Here is an 18,207-nt window from a genome sequence, read left to right as displayed (position 1 = left end):
ACAAAAAAGCTCGGCCGACGTCGGCCGAGCTTTTTTCACTTCGCGTCAGTGCTTGAAAAAGCCCTTCAACGCGTCGAGGCCGTGGCTCAACAGGCCGCCCTCCTCGGGCAGCGCGCCATTCGGCGTCAGCTTGTCGACCAGCTGCGGCAGGTATTCGGCGAGGTTGGCCGACAGCTGCTGCGGGTCGATGCCCACCTTCTCGGCCAGCGCCGCCAGCTGCTCGTTGCCGAGCACCGACTGGATCTGCTCGGCCGACACCGGCAGGTTCTCGCCGGTCCCGACCCACGAGCCGACCACCTCGGACAGCCCCCCCTGCTGGAATTTTTCCACCAAGCCGGACAGGCCGCCGTTGCGTTCCAGCAACTGCTGCACCGCACCGGACACCCCGCCTTCCTCGCTCCCGAACAGACCGCCCAATTGATCCCACAAAGCCATGGTTTACCTCCTCGTGACGCCGTTTGAACACGCGATGACGAACGGATTGCCGCACCGCTTGCGACCTCGTTTCAGCCTAGCAGCTTGCACAGTTTGTGCAAAAAATAAGCGACAAACTGGCCAAGTCATTGAAAGTACTCGATAATGCCGAGGTTGCCCCTTCTAAACGGAACCCCGATGATCCGATTCCTGCTGCTGTTCGCCACCGTCGCCACGCTGTTGTCCGCCACCGCCCGAGCCGAAGTCTGGGGTTACGTCGACGAACAAGGACAGGCGCATCTGGCCGAACGACAGGTGGACGAGCGCTACCGGCTGTTCCACAAGAACGGCTCGGTGAAGGGGCGCGAGGATGCCGTCGACGACGTGGTCGTCACCGGCAAGACCCGTGTGCGGCCCGACCTCGTCGCCGGCCTGCCCAAGGTGAACGCGCCGAAGATCAGCGCCGGCAAGAAGGCGCCGTATCGCGACATGATAGCCAAGGCCGCGCGCGACAACCAGCTCGATGCCGCTTTGCTGCACGCGATCGTCAGCGTCGAATCCGGCTACCGGAACACCGCGCTGTCGCCCAAGGGCGCCGTCGGCCTGATGCAGGTGATGCCGGCCACCGGCGAACGCTTCGGCGTCACCCAATTGAACGACCCGCGCCAGAACCTGAAGGCCGGCGCGCGTTACCTGAAATTCCTGCTGACCACCTTCAACGGCAACCTGCCGCTGGTGATCGCAGCGTACAACGCCGGCGAAGGCGCGGTGCAGAAGTACAAGAACCGCATCCCGCCGTACCCGGAAACGCGCGGTTACGTCGCCAAGGTGCTGGCGTCCTACCAGGGCGGCGCCGACACCGGCGGCACCACCTACGCGGCCAAGCGCGTACGCGTGATCATCAAGCCGGACCAGGCGCTGTAAGCGGCGCCCCGGCAAAGCAAAACGGCCTGCAGATGCAGGCCGTTTTTGTATCGGGCAACGTTTTCAGCGCGAAGCGGCGAGCCTTGCCGCCACCCGGCGCAGCGTCAGCCAAGCGTCGCCGACCTCGGCGCCCTTGATCTGGCGGTCGGCACGCGCGCACTCGGGCAATAATTCCATCAGCGTGCGCGGCCCGATGCGTTTCAAGGCCGGCTCGGCCAACCTTTGCCTGTCGCCCCACAGACGCAGCTCGCGGGCGAGATCGCGCACCGTCCTGCCGTCCTTCAGCCCCTGACGCAGCTTCAGCAGCGTGCGCACGTCCTCGCTCGCCGCCCACAACACCAGCACCGGAGCCTCGCCCTCTGCCTCGAGCCCGTCGAGCATGCGCGCGACGCGCGCGCCGTCCCCCGACAGCCACGCTTCCGACAGCTGGAACACGTCGAAGCGCGCGACGTTGGCGACCGACGCCCTGAGGTCGTCGAAGCCGATCTCGCCTTCCGGGAACAGCAAGGCGAGCTTGTCGACCTCCTGCCGCGCGGCGAGCAGGTTGCCTTCGACGCGGTCGGCGAAGAATTGCAGCGCCTCGGCCGACAGCGTCTGGCCCTGGCGCTTCAGTCGCCGCGCGATCCAGCCGGGCAGCTCGGCGCGACCGACGGGCTTGGCCTCGACCACCTGCGCGGCCGCCGCGAGCGCGGTGAACCACTTGCTCGACAGCTGGGTTTTCTCGAGTTTCGGGAGGATGACGAGCATCAGCGTGTCGGCCGGCGGCGCCTCGGCCAGGGCCTGCAGCGCGGCCGCGCCTTCGTTGCCGGGCTTGCCGCCGGGGATGCGGATCTCGAGCAGCTTGAGCGACGTGAACAAAGACAGGCTTTGACTCGCTTCGGCAAGACGCGACCAGTCGAAGCCGCCCTCTGCGATCAGCACCTCGCGTTCGCCGTAGCCGGCGGCACGCGCCGCCGCACGGATCGCGTCGGCGGCTTCGAGCGCGATCAGCGCTTCTTCGCCGTGGACGAAGTAGAGCGGCGCGAGGCCGCGCTCCAGCTGCCCGGCGAGCGCGTCAGCGCTGAGGCTGGGCATCGGGCTTGATCGACTGTTGCCCGGCGGCCGGCAGCGGCTTCACGTAGGCGAGGCTGCGCACCAGCTGGTCGGCCGCGTCGCGGCGCATGTCCTTCCACAGGAAGGCCTCTTCCTCTTCCTTACCGAGCACGTCCTGGTCGGCGTAGCCGAGCTTGCGGCGGACCAGCACGGTGCGCGGCGCGCCGAGCGGTTCGGCGTTCTGCGTCACCTCGGCGGTCACGCGCAGCGTCAGCAGGTACTCGTTGACCTTGCCGCCGCGGTTGATCGTCAGGATGTCCTTGGCGGTCTCTTCGTGGCTCACGGTCAGCACCGCCTCGGCGTCCTTGGCCGACGCGGCGAGCTTCAGGCGCGGGTCGCGCTCGAGCGCCTTCTTCAGCTCGGGCAGCACGCTGCCCTGGCCGTCGAGGTAGAGCGAGGCGAACGGCAAGGGCTTCGTCGGCGCGGAGACGCCACGCAGCTGGAAGCCGCAGGCGGTGAGCGTGACGAGCGACGCGAGGAGCAGCAGGTTGCGGATCAGACGCATGAACACTCCGGCTGGGGGCCTGGGCCCCCTGAACGGTTAAACGACGATGTTGACCAGACGGCCCGGCACCACGATCACCTTCTTGGCCGGTTTGCCTTCCATGAACTTCTGCACGTTCTCGTTGGCCATCGCGGCCGCCTCGATCGCGTCTTTCGCCGCGGCGGCCGGCACGGTGATGCTGCCGCGCAGCTTGCCGTTGACCTGCACCATCAGTTCGAGCTCGGTCTTGACCAGCGCCGACTCGTCGATGCTCGGCCACGCCTGTTCGAGCAAGGCCGTGCCGGGCTTCAGCCCGTTCCACAGCGCCTCGGCGATGTGCGGCACGATCGGCGACAGCACGATCACGGCGGCTTCGAGCACCTCCTGGGCGACGGCTCGGCCAAGGTTGTCAGAAGTGTCGGCCTTGTCGTAGGTGTTCAACAGTTCCATCACCGCGGCGATCGCGGTATTGAACTGCTGGCGGCGGCCGTAGTCGTCGGCGACCTTCTGGATGGTCGAGTGCAGCTTGAAGCGCAGCTCCTTCAAACCGGCGCTGAGTTCGCCGGACGCGTACTTCTCTGCCACGCCGGTGGCGACGTGCTCGTTCACCGTCTTCCACAGGCGCTTGAGGAAACGGAACGCGCCTTCTACGCCGGCGTCCGACCACTCGAGCGACTGGTCCGGCGGCGCGGCGAACATCATGAACAGGCGCGCGGTGTCGGCGCCGTACTTCTCGATGAATTCCGACGGGTCGACGCCGTTGTTCTTCGATTTGGACATCTTCTCGATGCCGCCGATGGTCACCGGCTCGCCGTCGACGCAATGGCGGGCCGAGATGATTTTTCCTTTGCCGTCGCGCTCGAGGATCACGTCCTGCGGCGCGATCCAGTCCTTGGAACCGTTCGGCAGGTCGCGGTAGAAGGTCTCGCACACGACCATGCCCTGCGTCAGCAGGCTCTTGAACGGCTCGTCGCTCGACACCAGGCCCTCGTCGCGCATCAGCTTGTGGAAGAAGCGCGCGTACAACAGGTGCAGGATCGCGTGTTCGATGCCACCGACGTACTGGTCGACCTGCAGCCAGTAGTCGGCCGCCTTCTTGTCGACCATCGCGGTGTCGCAGTTCGGGCTCGCGTAGCGCGCGTAGTACCAGCTCGACTCGACGAAGGTGTCCATCGTGTCGGTCTCGCGGCGCGCCGCGCTGCCGCACTTCGGACACGTTGTCTCGTAGAATTCCGGCATTTTGGCCAGCGGGCTACCGGCGCCATCGGGAATCACGTTCTCCGGCAAAACGACCGGCAGCTGGTCTTCCGGCACCGGCACGTCGCCGCAGTGGTCGCAGTGGATGATCGGGATCGGGCAGCCCCAGTAGCGCTGGCGGCTGATGCCCCAGTCGCGCAGCCGGTACTGCGTGCGCTTAGCGCCATGCTGCTGGGCTTCGAGGTCGGCGACGATCGCGTCGAACGCCGCCTGGTAGCCGAGGCCGTCGTACTTGCCGGAATTCACCGTTTTAACGGATTCGTCCTTGGCGGCGTACCACTCGCGCCATTCGGTCGCTTCGAAGTCGTTGTCGCCTTCTACCTTGCCGATCACCTGCTTGATCGACAGCGCGTACTTGTTGGCGAACGCGAAGTCGCGCTCGTCGTGGCCCGGCACGGCCATCACCGCGCCCTCGCCGTAGCCCCACAGCACGTAGTTGGCAACCCACACCGGCAGCATCGTACCGGTAAGCGGATGCTCGACGAACAGCCCGGTCGGCACGCCCTTCTTCTCCATGGTCGCCATGTCGGCCTCGGCGACCGAGCCGGCCTTGCATTCGGCGATGAAGGCTTGCAGCTCGGGATTGTTCGCGGCGGCCTGCGTCGCGAGCGGGTGCTCGGCGGCGACCGCGACGTAAGTGGCGCCCATCAGCGTGTCCGGACGCGTCGTATAGACCTTCAACTCGCCGCCGTGGCCGACGCTTGCCGCGTCATACGGGAACACGATCTCGGCGCCGAAGCTCTTGCCGATCCAGTTGCGCTGCATGGTCTTGACCTGCTCGGGCCAGCCGTCGAGCGTGTCGAGGCTGTCGAGCAGTTCATCGGCGTACTGGGTGATCGCGAAGTAATACATCGGGATTTCGCGCTTCTCGACCAAGGCGCCCGAGCGCCAGCCGCGGCCGTCGATCACCTGCTCGTTGGCGAGCACGGTCGCATCGACCGGGTCCCAGTTCACGATGCCGTTCTTCTTGTAGATGACGCCCTTCTCGAACAGCCGGGTGAACAGCCACTGCTCCCAGCGGTAGTACTCGGGAGTACAAGTGGCCAGTTCGCGTTCCCAGTCGAGCGCGAAACCGAGCTGCTTCAACTGGCCCTTCATATACTCGATGTTGGCGTAGGTCCACGCCGCCGGCGCGCCGCCGCTCTTCATCGCGGCGTTCTCGGCCGGCAGGCCGAACGCATCCCAGCCCATCGGCTGCAGCACGTTATAGCCCTGCAGCTTCATGAAGCGCGCCAGCGCGTCGGTGATGGTGTAGTTGCGCACATGGCCCATGTGCAGCTTGCCCGACGGGTACGGGAACATCGACAGCGCATAGTATTTCGGGCGGGTGGTGTCTTCGACGGCGCGGAAGGCGGCGGTCGTCTCCCAGTGCGCTTGCGCGGCGGTTTCGACTTCGCGCGGGCTGTAGTGTTCTTGCATGGCGATCTTTAGTATCCGGATGAAAGCGGTCGGCGAAAACCGGCCCTTGCGGGCGGGCTTTGGTCGACGTCCTCGAAGCGCCGATTATAACGGCGCGGCCGGGTGGCCGACAGTGCGGCATCTTGGAGCAAAGCTTGGCCGAGCCTCAGGAGAGCGCCTTGAAGCGTTCCAGCGCCGCCAGCGTCGCGTCCAGGATGCCCGGCTCCCACAGCGAGTGGCCGGCGTCGGGCACGACCACCAGCTCCGCCTTCGGCCACGCCTGCGCCAGCTCCCACGCCGACACCGGCGGGCAGACGAGGTCGTAGCGGCCCTGCACGACCACGGCCGGCAGGTGGGCGATCTTCGCCATATTGTCGAGCAGCGGCGCATCGGCGAGGAACAGCCGGTGCACGAAGTAGTGCGCCTCGAGCCGCGCGATCGAGTAGGCGACGGCGTCGGCCCCTTGCGACGCCGGCTGCGGCAGCAGCGTCGCGCACGCGTCCTCGAAACCGGCCCAGACGCGCGCGGCGGCGACGCGAACCTCGCGGCTCGGGCTGGTCAGCCGTGCGTAGTAGGCGGACAAAAGGTCAACGTGCTCGGCTTCGGGGATGATGGAAAGAAAAGCCTCGCGCGCCTCGGGCTGAAAGTCGCCCATGCGGTGCATGAACCAATCGACTTCGCTGTCGCGGCCGAGGAAGACGCCGCGCAGGATCAGGCCCTTGACGCGCTCCGGGTGCGTTTGCGCGTAGGCGAGCGCCAGCGTGCTGCCCCACGAGCCGCCGACGACCAGCCAGCGCTCGATCCCGAGGTGAACGCGAAGCGCCTCGATATCGGCGATCAGGTGAGGCGTCGAGTTGGCCGAGAGTTCGCCGAAAGGCAGAGAGCGGCCGGCGCCGCGCTGGTCGAACAGCACCGCGCGGTAGTGCGCCGGGTCGAACAGCTGGCGGTGGCGCTCGGAACAGCCGGCGCCCGGGCCGCCGTGCAGGAACAGCGCCGGCGCGCCGTCGGCCCGGCCGACCTGTTCCCAGTACAGGCGGTGGCCGTCGCCGACGTCGATAAGGCCGTCGGCGAACGGTTTGATCGGGGGAAACAGCGGCATCATGGCCTCCGGAAAATCGTCGTCACGTCAGGGTAGGCTCCGCGCAGGTGCGTCACCGCAGCAGCGACGCGAGCATCTGGCTCGCCATCACCGCCATCAACAGCGCGAACGCCTTCTTGAGCTTCGCCACCGGCAGCTTGTGCGCGGCAGACGCGCCTGCCGGCGCCAACAGTACGGTCAGCACCATCAAGGTCGCCATCGCCGGCAGATAGACGAAGCCGGCCGCGCCCCACGGCAGGCCGGACACGTTCCAGCCGCTGGCCAGGTAGCCGACCGCGCCCGACACGGCGATCGGCCAGCCGAGCGCGGCGCTGGTCGCGATCGCGCGGTGGATCGGCACGTTGCACCAGCTCATGAACGGCACGCTCATCGAACCGCCGCCGATGCCGACGAAGCTCGACACCACGCCGATCACACCCGACGCGCCAAGTTGGCCGAGCCTGCCCGGCATCGCGCGGTGCGCGGTCGGCTTAGCGTTGAAGAACATCTGCGCCGCTATCGCGTATGCGTAGACGACGAAGAACCACTTGAGAGAGTCGCTCGGGATCAGCCCGGCGATCTGGCTGCCGGCGAAGGTGCCGAGCACGATGCCCGGCGCCATGCCGCGCACGATGGACCAGTCGACCGCGCCCCTCCGGTGATGCGCGAGCACGCTCGAGAAGCTGGTGAACACCATCACCGCGAGCGAGGTGCCGACCGCCAGGTGCTGCACATGGTCGCCGCCCAGCTTGGCCGAGGAGAGGAACCACACCATCACCGGCACGATCACCAGGCCGCCGCCAACGCCGAGCAGTCCGGCCAGAAAGCCGGCTATAGCGCCGAAGGCGACGAGGCCGAAAAACAGTTCGATCGCGGGCATCAGCCGAGGACCTCCATCAGGATGGTCCATTCGTCGTCGGTGACCGGCGTGATCGACAGCCGGTTGCCGCGCTTGAGCACCGTCATGGCCTCCAGCCCGGGAACCTCGCGTAAGCGCGCCGGCGACAGGAAAGCGGTCCGCTTCGCGTAGCGTATCGCCACCGATTGCCAGCGCGGCGCCTCAGGCGTCGATTTCGGGTCGTAGTACGGACTTTCCGGGTCGAACTGCGTCGGGTCAACGAGGCAGGTCTCGGCGACCTCGGCCAGGCCATAGACGCCCGGCTCGGCGCAGCTCGAATGCCAGAACAGCACAAGGTCGCCGACTCTCATCGCGTCGCGCATGAAGTTGCGCGCCTGGTAGTTGCGCACACCGGTCCAGACGAAAGCCTGCTCTGGGGCGGCGGCGAGATCGGCGATACCCAGTTCGTCGGGCTCGGATTTCATCAGCCAGTAGGCCATGCTCGCTCCGTGGAATGAAGGTGAAAAAGCCGCCCTTGGGCGGCTTGGACGCGGGCGCCCTATGATGCCGGAGCGCCCGCCAGCAGAATCAGGCCAACAGCATAGCGCCCAGGTGGGGCTTAACGGAAACGCAGCAGCCCCGACTCGGTCAACAGCGCGTCGAGCCGGACGTCCCACGGCTCGCGCGGTACGGTGTCGACCTTCTGGCAGTCGAAGGCGACGCCGACGATCAGCGGTTTGCGGCCGACGCGGCGGTGGCGGCGAAAGTGCAGCGAGCTGTCGTAGAAGCCGCCGCCCTGGCCGAGGCGGAAACCGTGCGCGTCGACACCGACCAGCGGCACGAACAGCACATCGAGCGACTCGGCGCGCGAGCGCGGGCCGTGGTATTCCCACAGGTGGTAGCGCGGCTCTCGGTACCAGCGGCCGCGCCCGTCGACCTCCGTGAACCACAGGCGCCGGTGACGCCGCGGAATCGACGGCACGAACACGCGCGCGCCGCGCCACAGCGCGGCGTTCATCAGCGGGGTCAGGTCGAGTTCGGAGCCGGCGGCGACGTAGGCGCCAAGGCGTTTGCCGCGTCCGATCAGCGCGCGCGCGAGGCGCGGCAGCCGGGCCGCGACGGCGTCGCGATAGGCGGGATGGAGGCTGGCGCGGGTGCGCCTCAGGGTACGGCGCAAGACGGATTTGTCGTTCACGTCGGCTTCCGGCGGGAAAAAGATTCGGGCCGCCCGATGGGCGGCCCGAAGCGGTAGAGGGTTCCCCCCACAGGTGTCGTTCCGGCAAAATCCGCTTGAACCCTGTCTCCAGGGGGCCGCCTGCCTGGCACTACCGGGCGTGTCCCGCTAAGGGGACACGGCACACCCGTGCCGTAGATGCTAGCGACCAAGCGAACGCATTGGTTCAAAGGAATTGTGCGCCTTCTCGAACACCGCAGGGGGAAAAACGAATCTTCCGGGCTGCTTCCCTTACGCGGGGAACAGCGACTGCTGGTTCGCGGTGAGCGCGGCGTCGGCCGCCTCGCTCATGCCGCGTATTTTACGCTGAAACTCGGCCATCTCCAAGCCGCCGCCGACCTTGGTCTTCAAAAGATCGTGCGCGATGTTCAAAGCGGCCATGATCGCGATCTTGTCGGCGTCGACGATCTTGCCCGTGCCCTGGATCGCGTTCATCTTGTCCTGCAACAGGTGCACCGCCTCCAAGAGCGTGTCGCGCTCGCCGGCCGGCGTACCGACCGCGAAGTGGCGGCCCATGAGTTCGATGTCGACCTGAACGATGTCGCTCATACGGCTTCTTCCTCGTCGCGGGGCAGACGCTCGATCAGCGCCGCCACCCGGTTGCGGGTTTCTTCCAGGCGGAACCTGAGCTCGGCGTTCTCCTTCAGCGCCGCGCCCAGGGCCTCGGCCAACCTTGCATTCTGCCCGCCCGATTCGCCCAGCGCGGCGATCAGCGCCGCCACGCGGCTTTCGAGATACTCGAGATCGTGTTCCATGGGGCGGAGCATAGCCCGGGCCTAACGATGCGTCAAACCGAGCCTGCCGCGCGCTTTTTCCAGCGTCGCGCACACCGCTTCGGCTCCGTCGACGAGGCGCGGGCCGGGCCGGCCGACCAGGTCGCCGGGCAGCGTGTAGCGGGTGCCGGCCGCCACCGCCGGCAGGCGGGTCCAGCGGCTCCAGACCTCCAGCATCGCCGCGTCGTTGGCCAGCATCACCTGCGGCCGCGCCGCGACCACGGTCTCTGCCGACACCTGCGGCGCAGGCAGCTTCAGCGCGCCGAACACGTTGCGCCCGCCGCAGCTTTCTATCATCTGGCCGACGAAACTCTCGTTGCTGACGGTGAAGATCGGCGTCTGGCTGATCTGGTAGAACACGCTGACCGGCGCGCGCGCCGCGTAGCGCTGGCGCAGCGCGGCCAGACGCGCCCGGTAGCGGTAGGCGGCGGCTTGCGCCGCCGGCACGGTATCGGCAAGTTGGCCGAGCGCGGCGATCTCGGCGGCGACGTCGTCGAGCTTCAACGGCCGCGAGATATAGAGCGGCACGCCGAGCGAGCGCAGCCGCGCCTCTTCGCGCGGGCCGAGGCCGTCGCGCCAGGCGACCACCAGGTCGGGCTTCTGGCGCAGCAGCGCCTCGAGGCTGAAACCGGTGACGCCGCCGACGCGCGGCAGCCTGGCCGCCTCGGGCGGGAAGTCGCTGTAGTCGACCGCCGCGACGACCTTGGCGCCGGCGCCGGCGGCGTAAAGCAGCTCTACCGTGTGCGGCGCGAGCGCGACGATGCGCTTGGCCGGCGCGGCGAGCGTGACGGCAAGACCCATCCCGTCGCCGACGACGACCGCCGCTTCGGCTGCGCTCACGACAAACGACACCAGCAAGGCCGCAAGAGCCAAGGTTGGCCGAGCCCTCATTTTTCTTCCCCCTTCAAAGCGAGCGGCAGGCCGCACGCGACCAGCGTGACTTTGTCTGCGGCCGCCGCGAGGTCCTGGTTCAGCCGGCCGAGTTCGTCGACGAAGGCGCGCGTCGCCGCGCCCATCGGCACCACGCCCCAGCCGAGCTCGTTGGTCACCAGCAGCACCGTGCCCGGCAGGCGCGGCAGCGTGGCCAGCAGCCGCGCGCGCGCCTCCGGCCAACGTTGGCCGAGCCCCCCGCCGCTGCAGACCCCGTCGACGAAGTGCATCAGCCACATCGTCATGCAGTCGACCAAGAGCAGCGTATCGGGCGCGGCCTGCGCCTCCAAGGCCTCGGCCAACGTTGCGCCGGTCTCGGCGAAGCCCCACGCCGCCGGACGACGCGCGCGGTGATGCGCGATACGCGCAGCGAACTCGGCGTCACCCGGGTCGCACGCGGCGGTGGCGAGATAGACGACGCGGCCCGGATGGGCGAGCGCGAGCGTTTCAGCGTAACGGCTCTTCCCGGAACGGGCGCCGCCGGTGATGAGATGCAACATGACGAAAAGCCTAACAGGCCGGCCGCACGAAGCGACCGGCGGAATAAAAAAAGCGGCCTGCCCCGTGGGGCATGGCCGCCGCTTGAGCTTCCGTGACTTACTTGCTCGCGTAACGCACGCCAAGGAAATACTCGCGGCGCGGGGTATTAAACCCACGCGCCAGTTCGTACTCCTTGTCGCCGACGTTATCGACGCGCGCGTCGAGCGTCCAGCTACGGTCGATCGCATACTGTGCGAACAGATTGGTCACGCCATAGCCGTCCAGGCGTTGCGTATTGGCCGGGTCGCTATAGCGATGGCCTTGGACGCGCACTTCTGCACCGACGGTCAAGGGTTCTATCACCGCGTATGAGGCTTTGAGGCTGGCATGGCGCCGTGTGCGGCGCTGCAGCTGTTTGCCGCTGTCGGCGTCTTCCGGCGACTGCCAAGTGGCCGATGCTTCGAGCGACAGCGCGCCGAAACGGGTCTCGCCGGACAACGTCGCACCCTGGATCTTGGCGCGGTTGAGGTTGTTGACTGAGCTAAAGTCGGCGTTGCCGACGATCAGGTTGTCGATGCGGTTGTCGAACACCACCAGTTTGGCGGCGGAATCGCCTTGGCGGTAGCCGAGTGCGGCCTCCCATTGCTTCGACGTTTCCGGCTTGAGGTTCGGGTTACCCTGATAGGTAAAGCCGAAGCCGAAGTCGGTGAATGGAAAGTACAGGTCGTTGAAGGTCGGTGCCTTGAACGCGGTGCCGTAGCCGACGCTCGCCAACCAGCCTTGCGCGAAGCGCCAACCGAGGTTGGCCGAGCCGGTGGTCTTGCCGCCGAACTGGCTGTTTTCGTCACGGCGCAGGTTGACCTGGGTAAGCCAGTCGCCGAATTCGCCCTGATAACCGCCGAACACCGACTTGATCGTACGGTCTTTCGCGGTCAGTGCGCTGCTGGTATCGACCGCCTGCTTGACGTAGGACGCACCGGCGAGCCAAGTGCCGATCTCGCTCTTAACGTCGTTCTGCCAAGTCCATTCGTCCTGCGTGGTCTTAAACAGACTGTCGCGGAGGGCAAAGTCGCCGTCGGTGTAGTTCTCATACTTGTCCTGCGTGCGGGCAAAGCGCAGTGTCGACGTCCACGCTTCGGTGAACGCGTCACGGCTCTCGATGCTCTGACCGGTCAGGCGCTGGTGGACCTCGTCGGGCCTGGTGTTGTCGAGACCGCCGTCGTAGTCGGTGGTGGCGAAAGTCTGGAACAGGTTGGCCGACACGGTGTGGCCGGGCGCCCATTGCTGGGCGATGCGCGCGCTGTAGGCGTTGTTCTGGTTGCCGTCGGCATCCGGGTCGAAAGCGAAGGCATTGTTGGCGTTGGTCGCCGAGAAACCGTGGGTCTTGTCGTGGCTGGCGGTCAGGCTGAACGAGGTGTTGTCGACCTGGCCGGACACGTTGGCCGAGACCTGGCGACGGTCGTGCGAGCCGGCACCGGCGCTGACCGAGAAGCGCGGCGCGCCGCGGCCCTGCCTGGTGAAGACCTGGATCACGCCGCCGATCGCGTCGCCGCCGTAGAGGCTCGACGCCGGGCCGCGCAGGATCTCGATGCGCTCGATCTCGGCGAGCGGGATATGCTGCAGCGCGGTGCTGCCGTCGGTGGCCGACACGATGCGCATGCCGTCGACCAGCACCAGCGTGTGGTCGGCCTCGGCGCCGCGCAGAAATACGCTGGCGGTCTGGCCCGGGCCGCCGTTGGACGAGACCTCTACGCCGGATGTACGCGACAGCAGCGTCGGCAGATCCTGCGCACCGGCACGTGCGATCTCTTCTGCGTAAATCACCGTCACGTCGGACAACACTTTGTGGATCGGCGTTGCCTGACGCGTGGCGGTCACCACCACCTCTTCGCCGCGGTATTCGGGCATGGTGTCGGCGTAGGCGTGCGCACAGGCGAAGGCGAGCGCGCACAGGGCGAATGGTTGGGTTTTCATGAAACACTCTCTTTGGCGATGGGCAAAGGAGTGCAGGAAGAAGATGGCGGGCTGAACCCGCTCGAATTGCGACACGAACGACAACGGCGCCGTACGAGTCGGCGCCGGAAGAAATCCTGTCGAAGATCGCCTCCCCGCGATACTCCACATACGCAGCGCGCTTCCGGCGCGACCGCTGGCAGGCCGGTCTCCGGGCTCGGTCTGTCAGCGCCGCGCCTTCCCGTCCGTGTCGACAGTGGCGTTCGCGGCGCCTGGCGGATCACGCCAGACCTTACCGTTGCGGGGGGCAGCGCCGGTCTTGCACCGGCTTCCCGTTTCACCCGGCTTTTGATCCGCCGGGCACCTGCTCGGCGCGCATTATACGCCGGCTTGCCGCTTGTCGGGGGACGGCGCTTGGGGTAGGTTCGCGCGATGGACACCCTTACCCCCTTCCCCCGCCCCGACCTTTCCGTTTTCGACGCCGCACGCGCGCGGCAGAACCAGCTGACCAAGCCGCCGGGCAGCCTCGGCGTGCTCGAAGACGTCGCCTGCCGCTTCGCCGCCTGGCAGCGCCGCGTCAAGCCCGCGCCGCTCGCGCCCGCGATCACCGTGTTCGCCGCCGACCACGGCGTGGCAGAAGACGGCGTGTCGGCCTTCCCGCAGGCGGTCACCGCCGAGATGGTGAAGAACTTCGCCGCCGGCGGCGCGGCGATCTGCGTGCTCGCGCGCGCCAACGCAGCGCGGCTAGAAGTGGTAGACGTCGGCGTCGCGTTTCCACTCGATGCGGCCCTGCCGATCGTGCACGCCAAGGTGGCGAAAGGCTCGGCCAACCTTGCACGCGAGGCGGCGCTGACCGACGAGCAGCTGGCCGCCGCGCTCGAAGCAGGCGCCGCCGCCGCGCGCCGCGCGATCGACGCCGGCGCCAAGTTGCTCGTCGCCGGCGACATGGGCATCGCCAACACCACGCCGTCGGCGGCGCTGATCTGTGCCTACGCCGGCCTCGCGATCGACGACGTGGTCGGGCGCGGCACCGGCGTCGACGACGCCGGTCTCGCACGCAAGCGCGCGGCGGTCGCCGCGGGCCTGGCGCGCGTCGACGGGCAGCACCTGTCGCCGATGCAAACGTTGGCCGAGCTCGGCGGGCTCGAGATCGCCGCGATCGCCGGCTTCTACCTCGAAGGCGCGCGCCTTTCCGTGCCGAGCCTGGTCGACGGCTTCATCGCGACCGCCGCCGCGCTCGCCGCGTGCCGGATCGAACCGGCCCTCGGAGATTGGCTGATGGCGAGCCACGTGTCGCAGGAAACCGGCCACGCGCTGGCGATCCAGGCGCTCGGTCTCACCCCGCTGGTCGACCTCAGAATGCGCCTCGGCGAAGGCTCGGGCGCGGCGGTGTGCCTGCCGCTGATCGCGCAGGCGATCGCGCTGCACAACGAGATGGCGACCTTCGCCGAGGCCGGCGTGTCGGACGCGCTATGAACCCCTACACCCTGACCCTGCTGCGCCACGGCGAGATCGACCACGACGGGCGGCTGATCGGCCGCACCGACCTGCCGCTGAATGAACAAGGCTGGGCGCAGCTCAGGGCCAGCTGGCAGGCGATTTCCGACACCGCGCCGGTGACGGCGCTCGCGACCTCGCCGCTTTTGCGCTGTCGCGCATTCGCCGTCGAGCAGGCGCTCGCCGCCGGCCTGGCGCTGAAGGTCGACGAGCGCTTCGCCGAGTGCCATTTCGGCGACTGGGACGGCGCGGCGGTCGACGCGCTGTCGGCCGAGACGCCCTGCTGGAACGCGCGCCTCGTCGCCGGCGAACTCGACGCGCCCGGCGGCGAAACGCTCGACGTGTTCAGGACCAGGGTGCTGGAAGGCCTCGCGCAGTGGATGGTCGACGCGCGCGGCAGCCACCGCGTGCTGGTCGCGCACGCCGGCGTGATCGCGGTGATCCTCGCCGAGCTGCTCGACACCCGTTTTTCCAGCGCGCGGCTGATCGCTGTGCCGCGCGGCGGCTTCGTCCAGCTGTCGATGCTCGACGGCCACCCGGCCTATTTGACGCGACTCGAAGGGCCGGGTACCTGATGCGCAGCCTGATCCTCGCACTGCAGTTCCTGACCCGGCTGCCGACGCCGCGGCTTGAGACCTTCGAGCCGCGTTGGCTGGCCGACAGCGCGCGCTGGTTCGGCGTGGTAGGGCTGATCGTCGGCGGCCTCGTCGCCGGCGCTCTTGGTTTCGCCGCGCGGCTCGACCCGTGGGCCGGCGCGCTGGTCGCGCTGTGGATGTGGGTGTGGGTAACCGGCGGGCTGCACCTCGACGGCCTCGCCGACCTCGCCGACGCGCGCGGCGCGGCGCACCGCAGTCGCGAACGCTTCCTCGAAGTGCTTAAGGACCCGCACGTCGGCAGCTTCGGCGTGCTCTCGCTGGTGATGGCGGTGGCGAGCAAGCTGGTGCTGTTGATGCTGGCAGCGAAAGGCTCGGCCAACCTCATGGCCGTCGCGCTGGTCCCGGCATGGGCGCGTTGCCTCGCCGTGCTGTGGTCGACGACGCTGCCGCCCTTGGCGCCCGGCAGCGGCGAGCGCTTCGCGTGGACGACGCACTGGCCCAGCCTCTCGGCCAACCTTGCCCTGTTGACGGGCCTGTCGGCCTGGTTCGCGCCGGCGCTGATTCCGGCGGCGCTCGTCGCCGGCTACGCGTGGTGGAATTATCTGAAAAAGACGCTCGGCGGGATGACCGGCGACTGCCTCGGCGCCGGCATCGAACTCGTAGAGATTGCGCTGCTCGCCGCGCTGGTAACGTCCCCGCAGCTCCTCGGCTGAATCTTCACGGCGGACGGTGCCTGCCGTCCGCCGCGTCCCTCATCTCGTCCCTCATCTCGTCCCTCATCTCGTCCCTCAAGAAAATGTTATACCGTTACATTTGTTATGGTATAACGTTTGTCGTTTTCTGAGGAGCGACCACCATGACCACCCGGACCCGCCTGCCGGTCACCGTGCTGTCCGGCTTTCTCGGCGCCGGCAAGACCACGCTGTTGGACCACATCCTCGCCAACCGCGACGGTCTTAAGGTCGCGGTAATCGTCAACGACATGTCCGAGGTCAACATCGATGCGCAGCTGGTACGCGACGGCGGCGGGCTGACGCGCGCCGACGCGAAGATGGTCGAGCTGTCCAACGGCTGCATCTGCTGCACGCTGCGCGAGGACCTGCTGATCGAAGTGTCGCGCCTCGCGCGCGAGGGCCGCTTCGACTACCTGGTGATCGAGTCGACCGGCATCGCCGAACCCTTGCCGGTGGCCGAGACCTTCACCTTCCGCGACGAGAACGGCGTCAGCCTGTCGGACCTCGCGCGGCTCGACACCATGGTGACGGTGGTCGACGCGGCGGCCTTCCTCGCCGACTACGCGTCGTCGGACAGCCTCGCCGAGCGCGGTACGATCGCCGGCGACGGCGACGGCCGCGCGCTGGTCGAACTGCTGATCGAACAGGTCGAGTTCGCCGACGTGATCGTGATCAACAAGGCCGACCGGGTCGACGCGACTGCGCTTGCCCAATTGCACACCGTCCTCGCCCGCCTGAACCCGCGCGCCGGGCAGATCGTGGCCGAATTCGGCCGGGTGCCGCTGGAGCAGATCCTCGACACCGGCCGCTTCGACTTCGACGCCGCCGCCGAGGCGCCGGGCTGGCTGAAGGCGCTTGACGGCGAGCACCTTCCCGAGACCGAGGCCTACGGCATCGCCAGTTTCGTCTACCGCGCGCGCCGGCCGTTCCACCCGCAACGCTTCTGTGACCTGATGCAGGGCGGCGACTGGCAGGGCGTGCTGCGCTCGAAGGGCTATTTCTGGCTCGCGAGCCGGCCCGACTGGGTCGGCAACTGGTCGCAGGCCGGCGGCGCGTGCCGTCACGGCCCGGCCCGGCCGGGCAATGGTGGGCTTCGGTCGACAAGGCAGAATGGCCGGACGACGAAGGCTGGCATGCGCAGATCGCCGCCGACTGGCACGACGATGCGGTAGGCGACCGCCGCCAGGAACTGGTGTTCATCGGGATCGACCTGGACGAGGTCTCGATCAAGCTGCGGCTCGACGGCTGCCTGTTGTCCGACGAAGGATGGCAAGAAGGCGACGCCGCATGGAGAAGCTACGCCGACCCGTTCCCGGCGTGGACCTTCGCCGACGCGGCGCACGCCGACTGAGCGAAGCACAAAAAAAGCTCGGCCTGGCCGAGCTTTTTTACTTACCGACGTCGCTTACAGCTTGCCGGCGAGCTTGCGGTTGCGCAGCAGACAGAGGATGTCGCACGCGATATGCGCGGCGGCCAGCGCGGTGACCTCGCTCTGGTCGTAGCTCGGCGCGACCTCTACCACGTCGGCGCCGACGATATTGAGATCCCCGAGGCCGCGCACGATAGCGAGCGCCTGCGCGGTGGTCAGGCCGCCCGGCACCGGCGTGCCCGTGCCCGGCGCGAACGCCGGGTCGAGACAGTCGATGTCGAAGGTCAGATACACCGGGTTGTCGCCGATCACCTGCTTGATGCGGCCGACCGCCGCCTCGACGCCGTGCTCGTGCACCCACGGCGCGAACAGCATGTTGATGCCCATGAAGTCGTCGTTCCAGGTGCGGATGCCGACCTGAGCCGACGTCTTCGGGTCGATCAGGCCGTCTTTCACCGCCTTGTAGAACATGGTGCCGTGGTTCAGCGAGTCCGGATTGTCGTCCGCCCAGGTGTCGCAGTGCGCGTCGAAGTGCAACAGCGACAGCGGCTTGCCGTACTTCTCGGCGTGCGCGATCAACAGCGGATAGGTGACGTAGTGGTCGCCGCCGAAGGTCAGCATCTTCGCGTCACTTGCCAGGATGGTGCGCGCGTGCTCGATGATGGAGGGCTTGATCGTCAGCGGATTGTGGCCGTCGAACCAGCAGTCGCCGTAGTCGATCACCGCGAGGTCGTCGAACGGGTCGAAGCCCCACGGGAACGGCTTGAGCTCGGCCAACTGCACGCTGGCGGCGCGCACCGCCGCCGGGCCCTGGCGCGCGCCGGAGCGGAAGGTGGTCGCGAGGTCGAGCGGGATGCCCGAGATCGCGACGTCGACGCCGTTCAGGTCGCGCGTGTAGTTGCGGCGCATGAAGGACAACACGCCGGCGTAGGTGTTTTCGATCGAGGAGCCGTACAGCGATTCGCGACGGATGGCACCGTCGCCTTGGATGACAGCAGTCATGGAGGTCTCCATGGCAGACGCCGGGCCAGAGGGGATGGCGGCCCGACGATTCCCGTCCATCTTCGAGCCGACGGGTGAAGGCTGCCGCGCCACCTCGGCGCGGTTTGCAGGGCAGAGTGTGCCCCGCGGCGGCGCGCGGCGCAAGCGGTGTTCG

Annotated in this window: 20 protein-coding genes, 1 other RNA gene and 1 riboswitch; of the genes, 6 read left to right on the top strand and 15 right to left on the bottom strand. The window is 67.8% G+C overall.

Annotated elements, in window-relative coordinates; translation table 11 throughout:
- Positions 1–45 precede the first annotated feature (45 nt).
- A complete protein-coding gene (locus DWG20_RS06440) occupies positions 46–435 on the bottom strand; it encodes a YidB family protein (RefSeq protein ID WP_115433033.1) in 390 nt (129 codons plus the stop codon).
- Positions 436–612: 177 nt separating this feature from the next.
- On the opposite strand from DWG20_RS06440, the gene DWG20_RS06435 reads away from it, so the two are divergent.
- Complete coding sequence (locus tag DWG20_RS06435; protein ID WP_245944787.1) at positions 613–1,338, top strand: lytic transglycosylase domain-containing protein; 726 nt, start codon at positions 613–615, stop codon at positions 1,336–1,338.
- A gap of 63 nt (positions 1,339–1,401) precedes the next feature.
- On the opposite strand, the gene holA is transcribed toward DWG20_RS06435, so the two are convergent.
- The 13 genes from holA to DWG20_RS06370 all read right to left on the bottom strand — a co-directional run bounded on the left by holA (position 1,402) and on the right by DWG20_RS06370 (position 12,876).
- Positions 1,402–2,412 carry a DNA polymerase III subunit delta gene (gene holA, locus DWG20_RS06430; RefSeq protein WP_115433032.1) on the bottom strand — a complete coding sequence of 337 codons (1,011 nt, stop codon included), beginning with the start codon at positions 2,410–2,412 and terminating at the stop codon, positions 1,402–1,404.
- Positions 2,393–2,935, bottom strand: a complete 543-nt coding sequence (locus tag DWG20_RS06425) for an LPS-assembly lipoprotein LptE (RefSeq protein WP_115433031.1) — start codon at positions 2,933–2,935, stop codon at positions 2,393–2,395. The genes holA and DWG20_RS06425 overlap by 20 nt, the downstream gene beginning before the upstream one ends.
- Positions 2,936–2,971: 36 nt before the next feature.
- A complete protein-coding gene (gene leuS, locus DWG20_RS06420) occupies positions 2,972–5,590 on the bottom strand; it encodes a leucine--tRNA ligase (protein WP_115433030.1) in 2,619 nt (872 codons plus the stop codon).
- A gap of 145 nt (positions 5,591–5,735) precedes the next feature.
- Positions 5,736–6,668, bottom strand: coding sequence for a prolyl aminopeptidase (gene pip / locus DWG20_RS06415; RefSeq protein ID WP_115434747.1), 933 nt, complete (start codon positions 6,666–6,668; stop codon positions 5,736–5,738).
- Positions 6,669–6,720: 52 nt separating this feature from the next.
- A complete protein-coding gene (locus DWG20_RS06410; protein WP_115433029.1) occupies positions 6,721–7,527 on the bottom strand; it encodes a sulfite exporter TauE/SafE family protein in 807 nt (268 codons plus the stop codon).
- Positions 7,527–7,985 carry an EVE domain-containing protein gene (locus DWG20_RS06405; protein ID WP_115433028.1) on the bottom strand — a complete coding sequence of 153 codons (459 nt, stop codon included), beginning with the start codon at positions 7,983–7,985 and terminating at the stop codon, positions 7,527–7,529. Before DWG20_RS06405 ends, DWG20_RS06410 begins: the two co-directional genes overlap by 1 nt.
- A 119-nt stretch (positions 7,986–8,104) precedes the next feature.
- Positions 8,105–8,680: a 5-formyltetrahydrofolate cyclo-ligase gene (locus DWG20_RS06400; RefSeq protein WP_245944786.1), complete on the bottom strand. Its 576-nt coding sequence runs from the start codon at positions 8,678–8,680 to the stop codon at positions 8,105–8,107.
- A gap of 60 nt (positions 8,681–8,740) precedes the next feature.
- Positions 8,741–8,925, bottom strand: a non-coding RNA gene (ssrS, locus tag DWG20_RS06395) — 6S RNA.
- Between the two features lie 25 nt (positions 8,926–8,950).
- Positions 8,951–9,268, bottom strand: a complete 318-nt coding sequence (locus tag DWG20_RS06390; protein ID WP_115433027.1) for a cell division protein ZapA — start codon at positions 9,266–9,268, stop codon at positions 8,951–8,953.
- Positions 9,265–9,474 carry a hypothetical protein gene (locus tag DWG20_RS06385; RefSeq protein WP_115433026.1) on the bottom strand — a complete coding sequence of 70 codons (210 nt, stop codon included), beginning with the start codon at positions 9,472–9,474 and terminating at the stop codon, positions 9,265–9,267. Before DWG20_RS06385 ends, DWG20_RS06390 begins: the two co-directional genes overlap by 4 nt.
- 21 nt (positions 9,475–9,495) lie before the next feature.
- Positions 9,496–10,332 carry a cobalamin-binding protein gene (locus DWG20_RS06380; RefSeq protein WP_245944785.1) on the bottom strand — a complete coding sequence of 279 codons (837 nt, stop codon included), beginning with the start codon at positions 10,330–10,332 and terminating at the stop codon, positions 9,496–9,498.
- A gap of 47 nt (positions 10,333–10,379) precedes the next feature.
- Positions 10,380–10,922, bottom strand: coding sequence for a bifunctional adenosylcobinamide kinase/adenosylcobinamide-phosphate guanylyltransferase (cobU, locus tag DWG20_RS06375; RefSeq protein ID WP_115433024.1), 543 nt, complete (start codon positions 10,920–10,922; stop codon positions 10,380–10,382).
- A 97-nt stretch (positions 10,923–11,019) separates the two neighbouring features.
- Complete coding sequence (locus DWG20_RS06370) at positions 11,020–12,876, bottom strand: TonB-dependent receptor domain-containing protein (RefSeq protein WP_181880986.1); 1,857 nt, start codon at positions 12,874–12,876, stop codon at positions 11,020–11,022.
- Positions 12,877–13,040: 164 nt separating this feature from the next.
- Positions 13,041–13,238: riboswitch (cobalamin riboswitch) on the bottom strand.
- Positions 13,239–13,287: 49 nt separating this feature from the next.
- Here DWG20_RS06370 and cobT point away from each other — a divergent pair.
- From cobT to DWG20_RS16725, 5 genes are all read left to right on the top strand, one after another.
- A complete protein-coding gene (cobT, locus tag DWG20_RS06365; protein WP_115433022.1) occupies positions 13,288–14,331 on the top strand; it encodes a nicotinate-nucleotide--dimethylbenzimidazole phosphoribosyltransferase in 1,044 nt (347 codons plus the stop codon).
- Positions 14,328–14,927, top strand: a complete 600-nt coding sequence (locus DWG20_RS06360) for a histidine phosphatase family protein (protein ID WP_115433021.1) — start codon at positions 14,328–14,330, stop codon at positions 14,925–14,927. Before cobT ends, DWG20_RS06360 begins: the two co-directional genes overlap by 4 nt.
- Positions 14,927–15,661, top strand: a complete 735-nt coding sequence (gene cobS / locus DWG20_RS06355) for an adenosylcobinamide-GDP ribazoletransferase (RefSeq protein WP_115433020.1) — start codon at positions 14,927–14,929, stop codon at positions 15,659–15,661. Before DWG20_RS06360 ends, cobS begins: the two co-directional genes overlap by 1 nt.
- 143 nt (positions 15,662–15,804) lie before the next feature.
- On the top strand, positions 15,805–16,854 hold the full coding sequence (locus DWG20_RS06350) for a GTP-binding protein (RefSeq protein ID WP_245944784.1): 1,050 nt from the start codon (positions 15,805–15,807) through the stop codon (positions 16,852–16,854).
- A 20-nt stretch (positions 16,855–16,874) separates the two neighbouring features.
- Positions 16,875–17,033 carry a hypothetical protein gene (locus tag DWG20_RS16725; RefSeq protein WP_425451605.1) on the top strand — a complete coding sequence of 53 codons (159 nt, stop codon included), beginning with the start codon at positions 16,875–16,877 and terminating at the stop codon, positions 17,031–17,033.
- Between the two features lie 54 nt (positions 17,034–17,087).
- Here the strand turns inward: DWG20_RS16725 and speB are convergent, their stop codons facing one another.
- On the bottom strand, positions 17,088–18,053 hold the full coding sequence (gene speB / locus DWG20_RS06345) for an agmatinase (protein WP_115433019.1): 966 nt from the start codon (positions 18,051–18,053) through the stop codon (positions 17,088–17,090).
- Positions 18,054–18,207 lie beyond the last annotated feature (154 nt).

The organism is Crenobacter cavernae (genome assembly GCF_003355495.1).
Lineage (GTDB): Bacteria > Pseudomonadota > Gammaproteobacteria > Burkholderiales > Chromobacteriaceae > Crenobacter > Crenobacter cavernae.
Note: the sequence above shows the minus strand (reverse complement) of the source record. Positions and strands in the feature narration are given on the sequence as shown.

Bases quoted from the DNA above. Each gene is read 5' to 3' on its own strand.
- DWG20_RS06440 (WP_115433033.1), bottom strand. From the start codon at position 435: ATGGCTTTGTGGGATCAATTGGGCGGTCTGTTCGGGAGCGAGGAAGGC.
- DWG20_RS06435 (WP_245944787.1), top strand. From the start codon at position 613: ATGATCCGATTCCTGCTGCTGTTCGCCACCGTCGCCACGCTGTTGTCC.
- holA (WP_115433032.1), bottom strand. From the start codon at position 2,412: ATGCCCAGCCTCAGCGCTGACGCGCTCGCCGGGCAGCTGGAGCGCGGC.
- DWG20_RS06425 (WP_115433031.1), bottom strand. From the start codon at position 2,935: ATGCGTCTGATCCGCAACCTGCTGCTCCTCGCGTCGCTCGTCACGCTC.
- leuS (WP_115433030.1), bottom strand. From the start codon at position 5,590: ATGCAAGAACACTACAGCCCGCGCGAAGTCGAAACCGCCGCGCAAGCG.
- pip (WP_115434747.1), bottom strand. From the start codon at position 6,668: ATGCCGCTGTTTCCCCCGATCAAACCGTTCGCCGACGGCCTTATCGAC.
- DWG20_RS06410 (WP_115433029.1), bottom strand. From the start codon at position 7,527: ATGCCCGCGATCGAACTGTTTTTCGGCCTCGTCGCCTTCGGCGCTATA.
- DWG20_RS06405 (WP_115433028.1), bottom strand. From the start codon at position 7,985: ATGGCCTACTGGCTGATGAAATCCGAGCCCGACGAACTGGGTATCGCC.
- DWG20_RS06390 (WP_115433027.1), bottom strand. From the start codon at position 9,268: ATGAGCGACATCGTTCAGGTCGACATCGAACTCATGGGCCGCCACTTC.
- DWG20_RS06385 (WP_115433026.1), bottom strand. From the start codon at position 9,474: ATGGAACACGATCTCGAGTATCTCGAAAGCCGCGTGGCGGCGCTGATC.
- cobU (WP_115433024.1), bottom strand. From the start codon at position 10,922: ATGTTGCATCTCATCACCGGCGGCGCCCGTTCCGGGAAGAGCCGTTAC.
- DWG20_RS06370 (WP_181880986.1), bottom strand. From the start codon at position 12,876: ATGAAAACCCAACCATTCGCCCTGTGCGCGCTCGCCTTCGCCTGTGCG.
- cobT (WP_115433022.1), top strand. From the start codon at position 13,288: ATGGACACCCTTACCCCCTTCCCCCGCCCCGACCTTTCCGTTTTCGAC.
- DWG20_RS06360 (WP_115433021.1), top strand. From the start codon at position 14,328: ATGAACCCCTACACCCTGACCCTGCTGCGCCACGGCGAGATCGACCAC.
- cobS (WP_115433020.1), top strand. From the start codon at position 14,927: ATGCGCAGCCTGATCCTCGCACTGCAGTTCCTGACCCGGCTGCCGACG.
- DWG20_RS06350 (WP_245944784.1), top strand. From the start codon at position 15,805: ATGACCACCCGGACCCGCCTGCCGGTCACCGTGCTGTCCGGCTTTCTC.
- speB (WP_115433019.1), bottom strand. From the start codon at position 18,053: ATGACTGCTGTCATCCAAGGCGACGGTGCCATCCGTCGCGAATCGCTG.